Here is a 14,001-nt window from a genome sequence, read left to right as displayed (position 1 = left end):
TGTAGGCCGGATAAGACGCGTTAGCATCGCCATCCGGCATTCTGCTATTTACCCTGCAAAGCGGAATTTTTTGCTTAACTGCGCTGCATCAATGAATAACTATTCCCTTCTTCTCATACTTAGCCTCTTTGCTTTGCAACAGGGATAGTCTGTCATGTCTGTCGTTACAGAATCAAAAACAGCCAGAAAATGGGCAATGCCCGATACGCTGGTCATCATCTTTTTTGTCGCCATTTTAACCAGTATCGCCACCTGGGTCGTACCCGTTGGGATGTTTGATAGCCAGGAAGTGCAGTATCAGGTCGATGGTCAGACAAAAACCCGCAAAGTCGTCGACCCGCACTCTTTTCGCATTGTGACCAATGAGGCCGGGGAAGCGCAGTATCATCGCGTACAATTTTTCACTACCGGCGATGAAAGACCAGGGCTGATGAATTTTCCGTTTGAAGGGTTAACATCCGGATCGAAATTCGGCACTGCCGTCGGCATCATTATGTTTATGTTGGTGATTGGCGGCGCATTCGGCATCGTGATGCGTACCGGCACCGTGGATAACGGCATTCTGGCGCTTATTCGCCACACGCGGGGCAACGAAGTCCTGTTTATTCCGGTGCTATTTGTCCTCTTTTCGTTAGGGGGCGCCGTATTTGGCATGGGCGAAGAGGCGGTCGCCTTTGCAATTATCATAGCCCCGCTGATGGTCAGGCTGGGCTATGACAGCATTACCACCGTCCTGGTGACCTATATCGCCACCCAAATTGGCTTTGCCAGTTCGTGGATGAACCCTTTCTGCGTAGTCGTCGCCCAGGGGATTGCCGGCGTGCCGGTACTTTCCGGCTCCGGGCTGCGTATTGTGGTCTGGATTGTCGCCACGCTGATTGGGCTGGTTTTTACACTGGTCTACGCCTCACGCGTGAAAAAGAATCCGCTGCTGTCCCGCGTCCACGAATCCGATCGCTATTTCCGCGAACAGCAGGATGAAGTCGTCCAGCGCCCTTTCACCTTCGGTGACTGGCTGGTACTGCTGGTCCTGACCGGCGTAATGATTTGGGTCGTCTGGGGCGTGATTGTCCACGCCTGGTTTATTCCGGAGATCGCCAGCCAGTTTTTCACCATGGGCGTGGTGATCGGCCTCATCGGCGTTATCTTCCGCCTCAACGGTATGACGGTCAACGTGATGGCGTCCTCATTCACCGAAGGGGCGAGGATGATGATCGCGCCCGCCTTGCTGGTGGGTTTTGCCAAAGGCATTCTGCTGCTGGTCGGCAACGGCGAAGCCGGGGAACCCAGCGTGCTCAATACGCTGCTTAACAGTATCGCGCATGGCATCAGCGGGCTTAATAATGCTATCGCCGCCTGGTTTATGCTGCTCTTCCAGGCGGTATTTAATTTCTTTGTCACGTCCGGTTCGGGTCAGGCGGCGTTAACCATGCCATTACTGGCGCCGCTCGGCGATCTGGTCGGTGTTAACCGTCAGGTGACTGTTCTGGCCTTCCAGTTTGGCGATGGCTTCAGCCATATTATCTATCCGACATCAGCCTCGCTGATGGCCACGCTGGGCGTGTGCCGGGTCGATTTTCGCAACTGGCTGAAAGTGGGAGCGTCGCTGCTGGGACTACTGTTTATTATGTCCAGCGTGGTCGTCATTGGCGCGCAGATGATGGGATATCATTAATCCAAAATGCCGGATGAGCATCAGCGCCATCCGGCAATATCTCCATGATTAAAGCAGTGATTTCGCGGCTTCTACAATCGCTTCGGCGGTGAGTCCGTACTCTTGTTGTAAGAAATCCTGCGTTCCTACCTGCCCATAACGCTCTTTGACGCCAACACGGCGCATCGGCACCGGGCAGTTTTCCACCAGCACTTCCGCCACCGCTGACCCCAGTCCATTATGGATGCTGTGGTTTTCACACGTGACGATACGCCGCGTTTTTTCCGCGTAGTTTTTCACCAACATGCGATCGATAGGCTTTAAGGTGAACATATCAATGACCGCGGAGCTCACGCCTTCCTGCTCCAGTTGGCGCGCCGCCTCCAGCGCCTCCGCCACCATAATGCCGTTGGCGATAAGCGTAATATCATCGCCCTCGCGCAGTACGTTGCCCTTGCCAATGGTAAAGGTAGAGCCTGGCGCATAGATACTCGTCGCCTGCTTACGGATGGTACGCAGCCAGTAAAAACCGTCCAGGTCCATTAGCTGGCGTAAAATATCCGCGAACATCACCGCATCCGTCACCTCCAGTACTACGGAGTGCGCCAGCCCGCGAACAATCCCCATATCTTCAAAAGACATATGGGTGCCGCCGTTATGGCACGCCGTCACTCCGGCATCGGAGGCGATCACTTTGACGTTGTTACGCTGATAATCCAGCGCCATGAAGAGCTGATCAAAACAGCGACGGCTGGCAAAAGCGGTAAAGGTATGCACAAACGGTTTACGACCGGTCAGCGCCAGCCCCGCCGCAGTGCCAATCACATTCGCCTCCATAATACCGCAGTTAATGACATGCTGCGGGTAGTCACGCGCCACGCTGTCCATCGCCATTGAGCTCATTAAATCAGCCTCAAGCGCAATAATTGGGCTTCCGGCCTCAATCTGCCCGGCGACAAAACCGGCGTAAACTTTGCGCATTTCGATATCGTCTTTAAGCCCTGCGGGCGCAAGCTTAATCATGCATGACCTCCAGTTGATGAATGGCCTCATTGAGCGTCTGCTTCATGCCATCCGTCAGGCGTAAGTGGTGAGAATTCGTTAACTGCTCCAGGTATGGCACCCCCTGCCCTTTAATGCTGTCAAGGATCACAACCCGTGGCCGGGCATCAGCGGGCAGCACAGGCTGAACCACCGCCAGTAGTCCGGCGATATCATCGCCTTTGACGGTGACGACATCGAAACCAAACGCACGGAATTTCCCTTCCAGATCGAATGGATTGATAATCTCCTCCAGCTCGCCGTCAAGCTGCTGTTTATTCCAGTCAATGAAAACGGTCAGATTATTCAGGCGGTGGTGGGCAATAAACTGAAACGCCTCCCAGCACTGCCCTTCATTGAGCTCGCCATCGCCGACAATGCAAAATACCCGGTTGGGTCGCCGCGCCAGTTTATGCGACAACGCCATTCCGCCCGCAATAGAGATGCCCTGTCCCAGTGAGCCGGTCGTGGCGTCCACGCCGCGCGTTTTTAGCCGATCCGGATGGCTGGGAAGACGGGTGCCGTTCTGGTTAAGCGTATTCAGCTCTTCGCGCGGGAAATAGCCTTTAATCGCCAGGGTACTGTACAACGCGGGGCCCGCATGGCCTTTCGACAGTACGAAGTAATCGCGTTCCGGCCAGTCCGGGTCGGCAGGGTCGATTTTCATCACCGCGCCGTACAGAACCGCCAGAGTCTCCACTACCGACATGCTGCCGCCATAGTGACCAAAGCCAAGATGGTTTAAGGATTTGAGCGTGGCGACGCGAATATCGCGCGCCAGTTGGGTGATTTCGGTTACGTTCATTCTTTCGCTCCGCTATTTTCCTGCACTTCGGCAGTCGCTTTTTTGTTTTTGGCCAACACGTTGTACGCCACCAGTAGCGCGAATAGCGCCACCACCAGCCCCGTGATAGCCATCGGCGACAGATAACACGCCAGGTTGCCCAACAAAATACCGATTACTCCAAAGTCAGCATCCGAGAACGTGGTATTGGCGAAGCCGATCGCGCCGAGAACCGGCAGTAACAGCACTGGCAGGAAAGTGATTAATAGACCATTAGCAAATGCGCCGATCATCGCCCCGCGGCGACCGCCGGTGGCATTGCCAAAGACGCCTGCGGTCGCGCCGGTAAAGAAGTGCGGCACAACGCCAGGCAGGATTAACACAAGCTTCATCTGTCCCAGCAGGAACAGCCCCACCAGCCCGCCGAGAAAACTGAACAGGAAGCCAATCAGTACCGCGTTAGGGGCATAGGGATACACCACCGGGCAGTCCAGCGCCGGACGCGCGTTTGGCACCAGTTTTTCTGAAAAGCCGGTAAAGGCCGGAACAATTTCAGCCAGAATCAGACGGACGCCTTGCAGAATGATGAACACGCCGGCGGCGAAGGTGATTGCCATGATGATGGCGTACACCAGATAGTTTTGCCCGCCGCTAAACGTCGCTTCGACATACTCACGCCCAGCGCTGACTGCCATGATCAGATAGATAATCATCATGGTCAGCGAAATCGAGATAGAACTGTCGCGTAAAAAACTGAGGTTTTTCGGCAGGTTCATCTCTTCCGTGGAGCGGGAGCCTTTACCACACAGGCTGCCAATCCAGCCGGAAAGCACATATCCCAGGGTACCGAAGTGACCAAACGCAATGTCATCGGTACCGGTAATCCGCCTCATATAACGTTGGGCCAACGCCGGGAAGAAGGCCATCACCAGCCCCAGGATTAGCGATCCGGTGAAGACCAGCCCTACGCCCTCAAACCCCGCCACGGTCAGGATTACGCCAATCATACAGGCCATGTAAAAGGTGTGATGCCCGGTCAAAAAGATATATTTAAGACGCGTAAAGCGCGCCACGACAATATTGGCCACCATACCAAATGCCATAATTAACGCCGTGGACGCGCCATATTTTTCCAGTGCGATTGAGACTATCGCTTCATTATTAGGAATAATGCCCTGAATATTAAAAGCGTGTTCAAACATCCCCCCTAGCGGGTTTAATGAACCCACCAGTACGGTTGCGCCGCCACCAAGCACAATAAAACCTAAAATGGTTTTAATCGTGCCTTTTACCACATCGGAAAACGCTTTTTTCTGCGCCACCAGACCAATAAGCGCAATTAAACCTACAAGCACCGAGGGTACTTTTAAAATATCAACAACAAAATTCAGCGTTTCAAGGATAAACATATCCACCTCGCCAGCAATAATTATTGTTTAGCGAACCATGCGCGCAACTGCGTTTCCAGTTCGTTGATGTCGATGATGTTATTGATCACCACCAGTTGGCTTTCCGGTACGCTGGCGCTGGCCGCGATATCTTTGGCCATTACAAAAAGATCGGCAGCCCCGGGCGTGGCCGATGAAAGATCGGAGTGTTCCACCTCGGCGTCAATATTGAGTTTCTTTAATACTTTTTTAATGTTCATTTCTACCATAAAACTACTACCCAGGCCGGAACCGCAAATTGCCATGATTTTCATTATTGTCACCTTTTAAAAGTAGAGTTGGTCTGCATCACGCACGGGCGTAATGTTATTTACCGCAAGAAAATGGAATAAAATCAGAAACGGTCAATAATCGTTTTAATGTCCTCCAGGTTTTTTGCCTGATGTAATTTTTCCATATCTACATCACTGGAGAATAATTCCGCCAGCGCCGATATCATTTCGATATGACTGTGCTTATCAGGCGCCGCCAGCATAATAATGATGTCAACCGGATCGAATTCGTCTGCGCCAAATGAAACGCCGTGCTGTAGTTTCAGTAACGATAAACCTAACCCTTTCGCCCCCTCTTCCGGCCTCGCATGCGGCATCGCTAACCCTGGCGCTAATACATAATACGGCCCAAGCTTTTGGTGCTGCTGAACAATCGCCGTAATGTATTCCGGTGCGATAACACCTGCGTCCAGCAGGGGTTTGCCGCAAATTTCCAGCGCCTGCGACCACGTTTCCACGCTCTCCCGTAGCGTGATGGTTGCGTCAGATAACCAGGTTCCCAGCATGTTATTAGCCCCCACGGTGTATGAAATTATGAACAAACTTTATTCAAGCCATTCGATATTAGCTGCGATCGTTATCACAAAGATAGCGCTACCAGCGACTATTACTCAGAATTGTGATAGCGCTATCAAATTAAAATCATGGTGTGAAATCACAGCAAAAAAGCGGATTTAAGGCGTATACTGCCAGTCATGCGAAGCAAAGAACGACAATAAAAAAGCATCTCAACATGTTGTAATGACGCAGGAATTTGTATGTCGATACCCCGTAAACGGCGCAGTACCGGTAAAGTGACTATCGCCGATGTAGCCCAACTTGCCGGTGTAGGCACGATGACCGTATCACGAGCCTTACGCACGCCGGAACAGGTCTCTGATAAACTCCGGGAAAAAATCGAAGCGGCAGTGCATGAGTTGGGCTATATGCCTAATCTCGCCGCCAGCGCGCTGGCGTCTGCCTCCTCGCACACCATCGCGATGGTCGTACCGAACCTTGCGGAAGCGGGGTGTTCTGAAATGTTCGCCGGGCTGCAACAAATTTTACAGCCCGCAGGCTACCAGATTATGCTGGCGGAATCGCAGCATCGCGTGGAACAAGAGGAGAAGCTGCTCGAAACGCTGCTGGCCTCCAACATTGCCGCAGCGATTCTGCTTAGCGTCGAACATAGCACTACCGTGCGCCAGTGGCTAAAAAATGCCTCTATCCCGGTGATGGAGATGGGCGCGATTCGCAGCGATCCTATTGATATGAATATCGGTATTGATAACGTTGCGGCAATGTATGAGCTGACGGAAATGCTGATTCAGCGCGGTTATCAGAATATCGGGCTGCTATGCGCCAATCAGGAGCAGTGGATTTTTCAGCAACATCTGCACGGCTGGTACAAAGCGATGCTTCGCCACCATATGTCGCCAAACCGGGTGATTAATGCCGCCTTGCCGCCCAATTTTTCTACCGGCGCGTCGCAACTGCCGGAGTTTTTACTGGCGTGGCCGGAGCTGGACGCGCTGGTATGCGTATCGGATGAGCTGGCCTGCGGCGCGTTATACGAGTGCCAACGACGGCGGATCAAAGTTCCGGACGATTTAGCGGTGGTCGGGTTTGGCGATAGCGATGTCAGCCGGGTCTGCCAGCCGCCGTTAACCACCATGGCCGTACCGCACCGTAAGATTGGCAGTGAAGCCGGACGGGCGCTGTTGGAAAGGTTAAATCAGGGAAACTGGAGCGATCGAAAATCCATCGCCTCCAGTTTATGTATGCGGGAAAGCTGCTAAAACGCTTATTCCGTCTCTTCCGGTTTCTCCTGGAGCGCGGCTTCGTTTTTGGCGTTGCGGGTCATCCACAGCGCCAGCGCTTTGAGCGAATCTGGCGTAAACTCATCACAGCGCGCGGTGATCTCCTCCGGGGTCAGCCAACACACTTCGCTGACTTCATCTTCCTGAAGCGCGAAAGGACCGTGGGAAACGCAGCTAAACAGCGCGCCCCAAACCCGGCAATGTTGGTCTTCAAAGTAAAACAGACCGTGTTCGGCAAACGGCACGCCTGCAATACCCAACTCTTCTTCCGCTTCGCGGCGGGCAGATTCCAGTAGCTGCTCATCAGCCTGAACCACGCCGCCTGCGGTAGCATCTAACATACCGGGCAAAAAATCTTTTGTTTCGGTACGACGCTGCACCAGAATTTTACCCATACCATCATGAACGACGATATACGTCGCACGATGCCGTAAGCGTTGCGCACGCATCTGTTCCCGGCTGGACTGTGCAATGACTTCATTGTCTTCATTCACAATATCCACCCATTCCGTACTTGCCAAACGACGCTGTTCCACCATCAGGAAACCTTCTTATTTCTGGCGCTCTTACGGCGCATTTACGTTTGTGAGGTAAATTACGAGTTAATTGCAACCTGCGCAATGATACTTTGATCATTGAGTGCGATTACGCTCAACACATTATCATCCAGAATACCGTAGCTTGCCGCATACCCGCCTTTCGGGATACTCACTGACCCAGGATTAAAGTGATACAGTCCTTCCTGCTGTTGCGCCACCGGCAGATGCGTATGACCATAAACCAACACATCGCCAGTATGCAGAGCGGGCAGATTCGTCGGCCCGAAGAGGTGCCCATGCGTTAAAAATAGCCGCCTCTCTTGCGTCAATATTTGCTGCCACGGCGCAGTGATCGGGAAATGCAGCAGCATCTGATCCACTTCGCTATCGCAGTTGCCGCGCACGGCAATGATTTGCGTCGCCACCGCGTTCAGGCGTTCGGCGACCTGGGCGGGCGCATAGCCTTCAGGCAGCGCATTTCGCGGCCCGTGGTTAAGGACATCGCCTAATATCACCAGCCAACGCGCGCCGCTTTGCGCGAACCGCTCAAGCACGCGTTCCGTGGCGGGTAAAGAACCATGAATGTCCGATGCGAACATCAGTTTCATAGCTCACTCCTCGTTGTGAAAAACGGCGTTATGATACTGGAATATGAATAGATTTTCAGCCTGAACGCTTCGAGGAAAGCGCAATAAAACGCTGTACGGAAGCACGCTGCCACTGGAATGTCGCATATGCCGCCAGCGATGTCGGCACGTCATCGCCATGCAGCGCCAGACGATTGATCATCAATGCCAGATCGGTATCGGCAATGCACCATTCACCAAATAAATTTTGCGTCCCCTGCCCCAATAGCGCTTCAGCCGTCGCAAACAGTTTTGCCGCGCTGGCTTTTCCAGCCTCGCTTAACGGCGCTTTTTTCGCCCCGGCAAACACCACGTCGGTAGGCCGTTCTTCGCGAAGCGGCAGTAAATCGCTGCGTAGCCACGCCTGAATCTGTCGCGCGCGGGCGCGTTTTTGTAAATCGTGCGGGTAGATACGCTCCCACTGCGGCGGCGCGAAACGCTCCTCCAGGTATTCCGCAATAGCGGACGACTCGCTCAGCTCAAAATTGTCGGCCTCAAGCACCGGTACGCGCTGCGTCAGCGCATATCCTCGCCAGCCAGGTTGCAGATGTTCTCCCTGGTCCAGATCGCGAGTTTTCAGAGTAAAGGAAAGCCCTTTTTCTTGTAATGCCACCCAGGCGGACAAGACGTAGGGAGAGAAAAAGTTCGCATCCGACCACAGCACAATAACAGGCTTACTCATAATGTCCTCTTGAGGGCGTATTAGGTTTCTTCCCAAAATATAGCGTCTTTCGCCTGCTGTCACCTGATGAAAACTCACACACATCAGGAGGCTTTCTATACTTAATTCAGCTCAGACTCTTTACGCACATGCAGGAGCCAAAATGATTGACCTTTACTACGCCCCCACGCCCAACGGGCATAAAATAACGCTGTTTCTGGAAGAGGCGGAGCTGGCGTATCGTTTGCTAAAAGTAGATATCAGCAAGGGCAATCAGTTTCGCCCTGATTTTTTGGCTATCTCTCCCAATAATAAAATTCCTGCCATCGTCGATCACGCCCCGGCAGACGGCGGTCAACCGCTTAGTCTTTTTGAATCCGGCGAAATTCTTCTCTACCTGGCGGAAAAAAGCGGCAAACTGCTTAGCGGGGAGCTGCGTGAACGCCATACCACGCTGCAATGGCTGTTCTGGCAGGTCGGCGGGTTAGGGCCGATGCTGGGCCAGAATCATCACTTTAACCACTTTGCGCCGCAGGCCATCCCCTATGCAATTGAACGCTATCAGGTTGAAACGCAACGCTTATACAACGTCCTGAATAAACGCCTGGAAACCTCCCCGTGGCTGGGCGGCGACCACTACAGTATTGCGGATATCGCCAGTTGGCCGTGGGTTAACGCACATCAGCGTCAGCGAATCGATCTTGATACCTACCCGGCGGTGTATAACTGGTTTGAACGCATTCGCACGCGTCCTGCGACAGCGCGCGCACTGTTACAAGCGCAACTGCACTGTAACAGTACGAAAGCGTAACGCGATAGCATACATCATGTATGATGTAGAGGTGTATACACGGAAAAAACCTGCGTCCGGCACCCTTATTCGTATTAAAAACCTGACATTAGGGAAGAGGAAATCCTCCCTACTCTGGAGGTCATATGCAGATTCTGATTACCGGCGGTACAGGCCTGATAGGGCGTCATCTCATTCCCCGGCTGTTAACACTGGGGCATCAGGTGACGGTCGTTACGCGCAATCCCGATAACGCGCGTCAGATTCTCGATTCCAGAGTGACATTATGGAAAGGGCTGGCGGAACGTGAGCACCTCAATGAGATTGATGCCATCATCAATCTGGCGGGCGAACCGATTGCCGACAAGCGCTGGACCTCGCAACAAAAAGAACGGTTGTGCCAAAGCCGCTGGGCTATCACGCAAAAGTTGGTGGATTTAATTCATGCCAGCGCTACGCCGCCCTCGGTGTTGATATCCGGCTCCGCCACGGGCTATTACGGCGATCTGGGCGACGTTGTCGTCACTGAAGATGAGCCGCCGCACAACGAATTTACGCATAAACTTTGCGCCCGCTGGGAACAGATTGCCTGTCGTGCGCAGAGCGACCAGACCCGCGTCTGCCTGCTGCGTACCGGCGTTGTCCTGGCGCCGCAAGGCGGGATTCTGGGGAAAATGGTTCCGCCGTTTCGCCTCGGACTCGGCGGTCCGGTGGGTAATGGTCGACAATATCTGGCCTGGATTCACATCGACGATATGGTCAACGGCATTCTGTGGCTGCTGGATAACGATCTTCGCGGTCCCTTCAATATGGTCTCGCCGTATCCCGTCCATAATGAGCAGTTTGCTCATGCGCTGGGTCGCGCGCTGCGCCGCCCGGCGATTATTCGCATTCCGGCGACGGCAATTCGCTTATTGATGGGAGAGTCGTCAGTGCTGGTGCTGGGCGGACAGCGGGCGCTGCCAAAACGGCTTGAAGCCGCCGGATTCGCATTTCGCTGGTATGATTTAGAAGAGGCGCTGGCGGATGTGATTCGCTAGTTCCTAAAGCGCCGTATCCTGCCCGGTACGCAATGCGCCGCCGGGCTTCTTTTATTTCAGCGAGCCTTTCAGGAATTGCTGTAAACGCGGGCTTTGCGGATTGCCGAACACCTGCTCCGGATCGCCCTCTTCTTCAATTTTCCCCTGATGCAGAAAAATAACGTGCGAAGAGACATGGCGGGCGAAGCCCATTTCATGCGTGACCACCACCATCGTTTTGCCTTCTTCCGCCAGTTGTTGCATGATGCGCAACACTTCGCCGACCAGTTCAGGATCGAGCGCCGATGTGGGTTCATCGAACAGTAAAACGTCAGGTTCCATCGCCAGCGCGCGCGCAATAGAAACGCGCTGCTGTTGGCCGCCGGAGAGATGGACGGGATATTTGCCCTGAGCGCGCTCATCAATCCCCACCTTCGCCAGATATTTCAACGCCCGCTCGCGCGCGTCGTGCTTGCTTAATCCCAGTACCTGAATCGGCGCTTCCATCACATTTTCCAGCACCGTCATGTGGCTCCAGAGGTTAAAGTGCTGAAACACCATCGTCAGGCGGGTACGCAACAAGCGTAGCTGATTTTTATCCGCCACTTTGAGCTGCCCGTCTTTGTCGCGCACCAGATTAATGTTCTGACCGTTCACGATAATCGCGCCTTCGCTCGGTTTTTCGAGGAAGTTAATACAGCGCAAAAAAGTGCTTTTACCGGAGCCGGACGAGCCGATGATGCTAATCACATCTCCGGCGCGGGCCTGCAACGATACCCCTTTCAGCACTTCATGACCGCCGTAGCGTTTGTGCAAATCGATAACGTGTAATTTATTTTCTGACATCATGTTACTCGAATTATTTAGAGGACACGTGCTGCAACCAGCGTCTTTCCGCCCGACGGAACAGGCTTATCAGGACATACGAAATGAGTAAATACAACACGGCGGCAATGCCAAACGCGGTAAACGGCTGGTAAGTCGCTGAGTTAATATCGCGGGCGATTTTCAACAAATCCGGCACCGTCGCGGTAAACGCCAGCGCCGTAGAGTGCAGCATTAAAATCACTTCGTTGCTGTAGGCAGGCAAGGCGATACGTAATGCCGACAGCAAAATAATGCAGCGATACATTTTAAATGACGAGAAGCCATAGGCCCGTGTCGCTTCAATTTCACCGTGCGGTACCGAACGAATCGCCCCCGCGAAAATTTCCGTGGTGTACGCGCAGGTATTCAGCGTCAGCGCCAGTACGGTACAGTTCAGTCCGCTGCGGAAAAACGCGTTAAGAAGATCGGTGCCTTTGACTATCTCCAGCGTATACATCCCCGAATAGAACACCAGTAGCTGTACGTACAGCGGCGTGCCGCGAAAAATATACGTAAACAGCCAGATAGGAAAATGGATGAATTTATTACTGGAAACGCGACCTACCGCCAGAATCACCGCCAGAAGACCGCCCATCACCACCGATGAAATTAACAACCACAGCGTAATCGCCACGCCGGTAAAACGATAGCCATCCGTCCACAGCAGGGATTTCCAGTACTCCTGAATGATCTCAATCACAAATCGGCCCTCTTCACGCCCACAGAATAGCGACGCTCAAGCAAGAGCAGCACACCATTGGAAACGGTGGTAAATACCAGGTAGATAAGTCCACAGACCACGGCAAAATAGAAAGGCTCCCAGGTGCTTTTACCGGCAAGCTGCGTGGCTTTGACGACATCTTCCAGGCCCAGCAGCGACACCAGCGCCGTCGCTTTGAGTATCACCTGCCAGTTATTGCCGATCCCCGGCAGGGCGTAACGCATCATCGCCGGGAACATAATCCGCCGGAAGGTTTGCCCGTGGGTAAAACCAAAAGCCATCGCCGCCTCGATATGGCCTTTCGGCACCGCCATAAACGCGCCGCGAAAGGTTTCGGTAAAATAGGCGCCGTAGATGAAACCAAGGGTGATAATACCGGCCACCATCGGATCAATATCTATCTGGTCGATACCCAGCGAATCGGTCACCACGTTAAGCGCGATTTGCAATCCGTAAAATATCAGCAGCATTAATACCAGATCCGGCACCCCGCGAATCAGGGTGGTGTACCCTTCAAAAATAAGCCCCGTTACCCGGTTTTGCGAAAGCTTCGCCCCCGCGCCGACGAGACCGATAAGCACGGCCAGCACCACGGAACTGAGCGCCAGTTCCAGCGTGACGATCGCGCCCTGTAAAATTACGCCTGAAAACCCGTACAACATGCAGCCTGTCCTGTTGTGTGTGGTGAAGTAAGAAGCCTCTTTTGCATTTTTGCCTCACATCACGCCGGATGGCGGCTGTGCCTTGCCCGGCCTACGATGCTCCCCGTAGGCCTGACACGCACAGCGCCATCAGGCAATGCAGACAGTCAACATTCTTTGGGCTTTATCTGCACCGACGGTGATTAACCGCCATAAACATCAAAATCAAAGTACTTTTTCGCCAGCTTTTCGTAAGTACCGTCAGCACGCATTTCAGCAAAGGCTTTGTTCAGCGCTTCGCGCAGCTCGTTATCCTCTTTGCGCAGCCCCATACCGGTTCCTACGCCGAATAACTTCTCATCTTTCACCGCCGGGCCGCCGAATTTATAGTCTTTTCCGACGGGCTGTTTAAGGAAACCTTCGCTGGCCGCGACCTCGTCCTAGAACGCCGCATCAATACGGCCAGCTGTCAGATCGGAATAAATGTTGTCCTGCCCCTGGTAAGAGACGATCTCAATCCCTTTCGGCGCCCAGTGCTCATTGCCGAAGGTCTCCTGCGTCGTCCCCTGTAGCACGCCGACGCGCTTACCTTTCAGCGACGCGACGGTCGGCTGAATATCAGAGTTCTTCGCCACCACCAGACGGGAATCAGCGGCGTAAAGCTTGTCGGTAAACGCGATTTCCTGCTGGCGCTTTTCAGTGATGGACAGCGAGGACATGATGGCATCAATTTTCTTCGCTTTTAAAGACGGAATCAGCGCATCCAGCGGGTTTTCCACGAACGTACACTGTGTGTTGATACGTTTGCACAGCTCTTTGGCCAGATCGATATCAAAGCCGACCAATTCACCTTGTGCATTTTTGGATTCAAACGGTGCGTATGTAGGATCGGTACCGATACGAATCTTTTGTGGAATAGCGGCAAATGCTGCGGTAGCGCTGGAAAATGCCAGCACCAGAGAAAGGGATAACGCCAGTTTTTTCATAACTATCCTCAACAGACTGTCTTTCCAGGAGATCTTTACAGATCCGATGCGACTATCGTGCCATTAATCAGGCCGACAAGGCAAAGCATTCTACCTTGTCAGCCGGTTTATTTTGCATAAAAATCGATTAAGTATGCATTTATGCGCCTGTTC

Annotated in this window: 15 protein-coding genes and 1 pseudogene; 4 read left to right on the top strand and 12 right to left on the bottom strand. The window is 53.2% G+C overall.

Annotated elements, in window-relative coordinates:
* Nucleotides 1-154 precede the first annotated feature (154 nt).
* A complete protein-coding gene (yfcC, locus tag ACQ29O_RS06830) occupies nucleotides 155-1,675 on the top strand; it encodes a putative basic amino acid antiporter YfcC (RefSeq protein ID WP_000117932.1) in 1,521 nt (506 codons plus the stop codon).
* 48 nt (nucleotides 1,676-1,723) lie between these two features.
* Here yfcC and ACQ29O_RS06825 read toward each other — a convergent pair whose 3' ends face one another.
* From ACQ29O_RS06825 to ACQ29O_RS06805, 5 genes are all read right to left on the bottom strand, one after another.
* Nucleotides 1,724-2,677 carry a transketolase family protein gene (locus tag ACQ29O_RS06825; RefSeq protein ID WP_000593036.1) on the bottom strand — a complete coding sequence of 318 codons (954 nt, stop codon included), beginning with the start codon at nucleotides 2,675-2,677 and terminating at the stop codon, nucleotides 1,724-1,726.
* Nucleotides 2,670-3,500, bottom strand: a complete 831-nt coding sequence (locus ACQ29O_RS06820; protein ID WP_001103262.1) for a transketolase — start codon at nucleotides 3,498-3,500, stop codon at nucleotides 2,670-2,672. The genes ACQ29O_RS06825 and ACQ29O_RS06820 overlap by 8 nt, the downstream gene beginning before the upstream one ends.
* The gene (locus ACQ29O_RS06815) at nucleotides 3,497-4,888 is read right to left on the bottom strand and encodes a PTS ascorbate transporter subunit IIC (protein WP_001747346.1); all 1,392 of its coding nucleotides are present in this window, start codon (nucleotides 4,886-4,888) and stop codon (nucleotides 3,497-3,499) included. Before ACQ29O_RS06815 ends, ACQ29O_RS06820 begins: the two co-directional genes overlap by 4 nt.
* Nucleotides 4,889-4,908: 20 nt before the next feature.
* The gene (locus ACQ29O_RS06810) at nucleotides 4,909-5,181 is read right to left on the bottom strand and encodes a PTS sugar transporter subunit IIB (protein WP_000699818.1); all 273 of its coding nucleotides are present in this window, start codon (nucleotides 5,179-5,181) and stop codon (nucleotides 4,909-4,911) included.
* 80 nt (nucleotides 5,182-5,261) lie between these two features.
* On the bottom strand, nucleotides 5,262-5,705 hold the full coding sequence (locus ACQ29O_RS06805; RefSeq protein ID WP_000901821.1) for a PTS sugar transporter subunit IIA: 444 nt from the start codon (nucleotides 5,703-5,705) through the stop codon (nucleotides 5,262-5,264).
* A gap of 252 nt (nucleotides 5,706-5,957) precedes the next feature.
* Here ACQ29O_RS06805 and ACQ29O_RS06800 point away from each other — a divergent pair, with 252 nt between their 5' ends.
* Complete coding sequence (locus ACQ29O_RS06800) at nucleotides 5,958-6,977, top strand: LacI family DNA-binding transcriptional regulator (RefSeq protein ID WP_000026949.1); 1,020 nt, start codon at nucleotides 5,958-5,960, stop codon at nucleotides 6,975-6,977.
* 5 nt (nucleotides 6,978-6,982) lie between these two features.
* Here ACQ29O_RS06800 and yfcD read toward each other — a convergent pair whose 3' ends face one another.
* Genes yfcD through yfcF form a run of 3 tightly spaced genes read right to left on the bottom strand, consistent with a single transcriptional unit; the run spans nucleotide 6,983 to nucleotide 8,845 of the window.
* The gene (gene yfcD / locus ACQ29O_RS06795; RefSeq protein WP_000230215.1) at nucleotides 6,983-7,537 is read right to left on the bottom strand and encodes an NUDIX hydrolase YfcD; all 555 of its coding nucleotides are present in this window, start codon (nucleotides 7,535-7,537) and stop codon (nucleotides 6,983-6,985) included.
* 56 nt (nucleotides 7,538-7,593) lie between these two features.
* Nucleotides 7,594-8,145, bottom strand: coding sequence for a phosphodiesterase (gene yfcE, locus ACQ29O_RS06790; protein WP_000772458.1), 552 nt, complete (start codon nucleotides 8,143-8,145; stop codon nucleotides 7,594-7,596).
* Between the two features lie 55 nt (nucleotides 8,146-8,200).
* The gene (yfcF, locus tag ACQ29O_RS06785; protein WP_000043012.1) at nucleotides 8,201-8,845 is read right to left on the bottom strand and encodes a glutathione transferase; all 645 of its coding nucleotides are present in this window, start codon (nucleotides 8,843-8,845) and stop codon (nucleotides 8,201-8,203) included.
* 142 nt (nucleotides 8,846-8,987) lie between these two features.
* On the opposite strand from yfcF, the gene yfcG reads away from it, so the two are divergent.
* Together yfcG and ACQ29O_RS06775 are read left to right on the top strand one after the other, a co-directional pair.
* Nucleotides 8,988-9,635 (top strand): GSH-dependent disulfide bond oxidoreductase, encoded by a 648-nt coding sequence (gene yfcG, locus ACQ29O_RS06780; RefSeq protein WP_000566563.1) that lies wholly within the window; start codon nucleotides 8,988-8,990, stop codon nucleotides 9,633-9,635.
* Between the two features lie 125 nt (nucleotides 9,636-9,760).
* The gene (locus tag ACQ29O_RS06775) at nucleotides 9,761-10,654 is read left to right on the top strand and encodes a TIGR01777 family oxidoreductase (RefSeq protein ID WP_001166275.1); all 894 of its coding nucleotides are present in this window, start codon (nucleotides 9,761-9,763) and stop codon (nucleotides 10,652-10,654) included.
* A gap of 51 nt (nucleotides 10,655-10,705) precedes the next feature.
* Here ACQ29O_RS06775 and hisP read toward each other — a convergent pair whose 3' ends face one another.
* From hisP to hisJ, 4 genes and pseudogenes are all read right to left on the bottom strand, one after another.
* On the bottom strand, nucleotides 10,706-11,479 hold the full coding sequence (gene hisP / locus ACQ29O_RS06770) for a histidine ABC transporter ATP-binding protein HisP (protein WP_001293591.1): 774 nt from the start codon (nucleotides 11,477-11,479) through the stop codon (nucleotides 10,706-10,708).
* Nucleotides 11,480-11,492: 13 nt separating this feature from the next.
* Nucleotides 11,493-12,200: a histidine ABC transporter permease HisM gene (hisM, locus tag ACQ29O_RS06765; protein ID WP_020936873.1), complete on the bottom strand. Its 708-nt coding sequence runs from the start codon at nucleotides 12,198-12,200 to the stop codon at nucleotides 11,493-11,495.
* Nucleotides 12,197-12,883: a histidine ABC transporter permease HisQ gene (locus ACQ29O_RS06760; RefSeq protein ID WP_253336165.1), complete on the bottom strand. Its 687-nt coding sequence runs from the start codon at nucleotides 12,881-12,883 to the stop codon at nucleotides 12,197-12,199. Before ACQ29O_RS06760 ends, hisM begins: the two co-directional genes overlap by 4 nt.
* A gap of 182 nt (nucleotides 12,884-13,065) precedes the next feature.
* Nucleotides 13,066-13,848, bottom strand: a pseudogene (hisJ, locus tag ACQ29O_RS06755) (histidine ABC transporter substrate-binding protein HisJ).
* Nucleotides 13,849-14,001 lie beyond the last annotated feature (153 nt).

Source organism: Salmonella sp. GDC200615 (assembly GCF_050574145.1).
In the GTDB taxonomy this organism is placed as follows: Bacteria; Pseudomonadota; Gammaproteobacteria; order Enterobacterales; family Enterobacteriaceae; genus Salmonella; species Salmonella enterica.
Note: the sequence above shows the minus strand (reverse complement) of the source record. Positions and strands in the feature narration are given on the sequence as shown.

Bases quoted from the DNA above. Each gene is read 5' to 3' on its own strand.
- yfcD (WP_000230215.1), bottom strand. From the start codon at position 7,537: ATGGTGGAACAGCGTCGTTTGGCAAGTACGGAATGGGTGGATATTGTG.
- ACQ29O_RS06775 (WP_001166275.1), top strand. From the start codon at position 9,761: ATGCAGATTCTGATTACCGGCGGTACAGGCCTGATAGGGCGTCATCTC.
- yfcF (WP_000043012.1), bottom strand. From the start codon at position 8,845: ATGAGTAAGCCTGTTATTGTGCTGTGGTCGGATGCGAACTTTTTCTCT.
- ACQ29O_RS06760 (WP_253336165.1), bottom strand. From the start codon at position 12,883: ATGTTGTACGGGTTTTCAGGCGTAATTTTACAGGGCGCGATCGTCACG.
- ACQ29O_RS06810 (WP_000699818.1), bottom strand. From the start codon at position 5,181: ATGAAAATCATGGCAATTTGCGGTTCCGGCCTGGGTAGTAGTTTTATG.
- yfcG (WP_000566563.1), top strand. From the start codon at position 8,988: ATGATTGACCTTTACTACGCCCCCACGCCCAACGGGCATAAAATAACG.
- yfcC (WP_000117932.1), top strand. From the start codon at position 155: ATGTCTGTCGTTACAGAATCAAAAACAGCCAGAAAATGGGCAATGCCC.
- ACQ29O_RS06805 (WP_000901821.1), bottom strand. From the start codon at position 5,705: ATGCTGGGAACCTGGTTATCTGACGCAACCATCACGCTACGGGAGAGC.
- hisP (WP_001293591.1), bottom strand. From the start codon at position 11,479: ATGTCAGAAAATAAATTACACGTTATCGATTTGCACAAACGCTACGGC.
- ACQ29O_RS06800 (WP_000026949.1), top strand. From the start codon at position 5,958: ATGTCGATACCCCGTAAACGGCGCAGTACCGGTAAAGTGACTATCGCC.
- ACQ29O_RS06820 (WP_001103262.1), bottom strand. From the start codon at position 3,500: ATGAACGTAACCGAAATCACCCAACTGGCGCGCGATATTCGCGTCGCC.
- ACQ29O_RS06815 (WP_001747346.1), bottom strand. From the start codon at position 4,888: ATGTTTATCCTTGAAACGCTGAATTTTGTTGTTGATATTTTAAAAGTA.
- ACQ29O_RS06825 (WP_000593036.1), bottom strand. From the start codon at position 2,677: ATGATTAAGCTTGCGCCCGCAGGGCTTAAAGACGATATCGAAATGCGC.
- yfcE (WP_000772458.1), bottom strand. From the start codon at position 8,145: ATGAAACTGATGTTCGCATCGGACATTCATGGTTCTTTACCCGCCACG.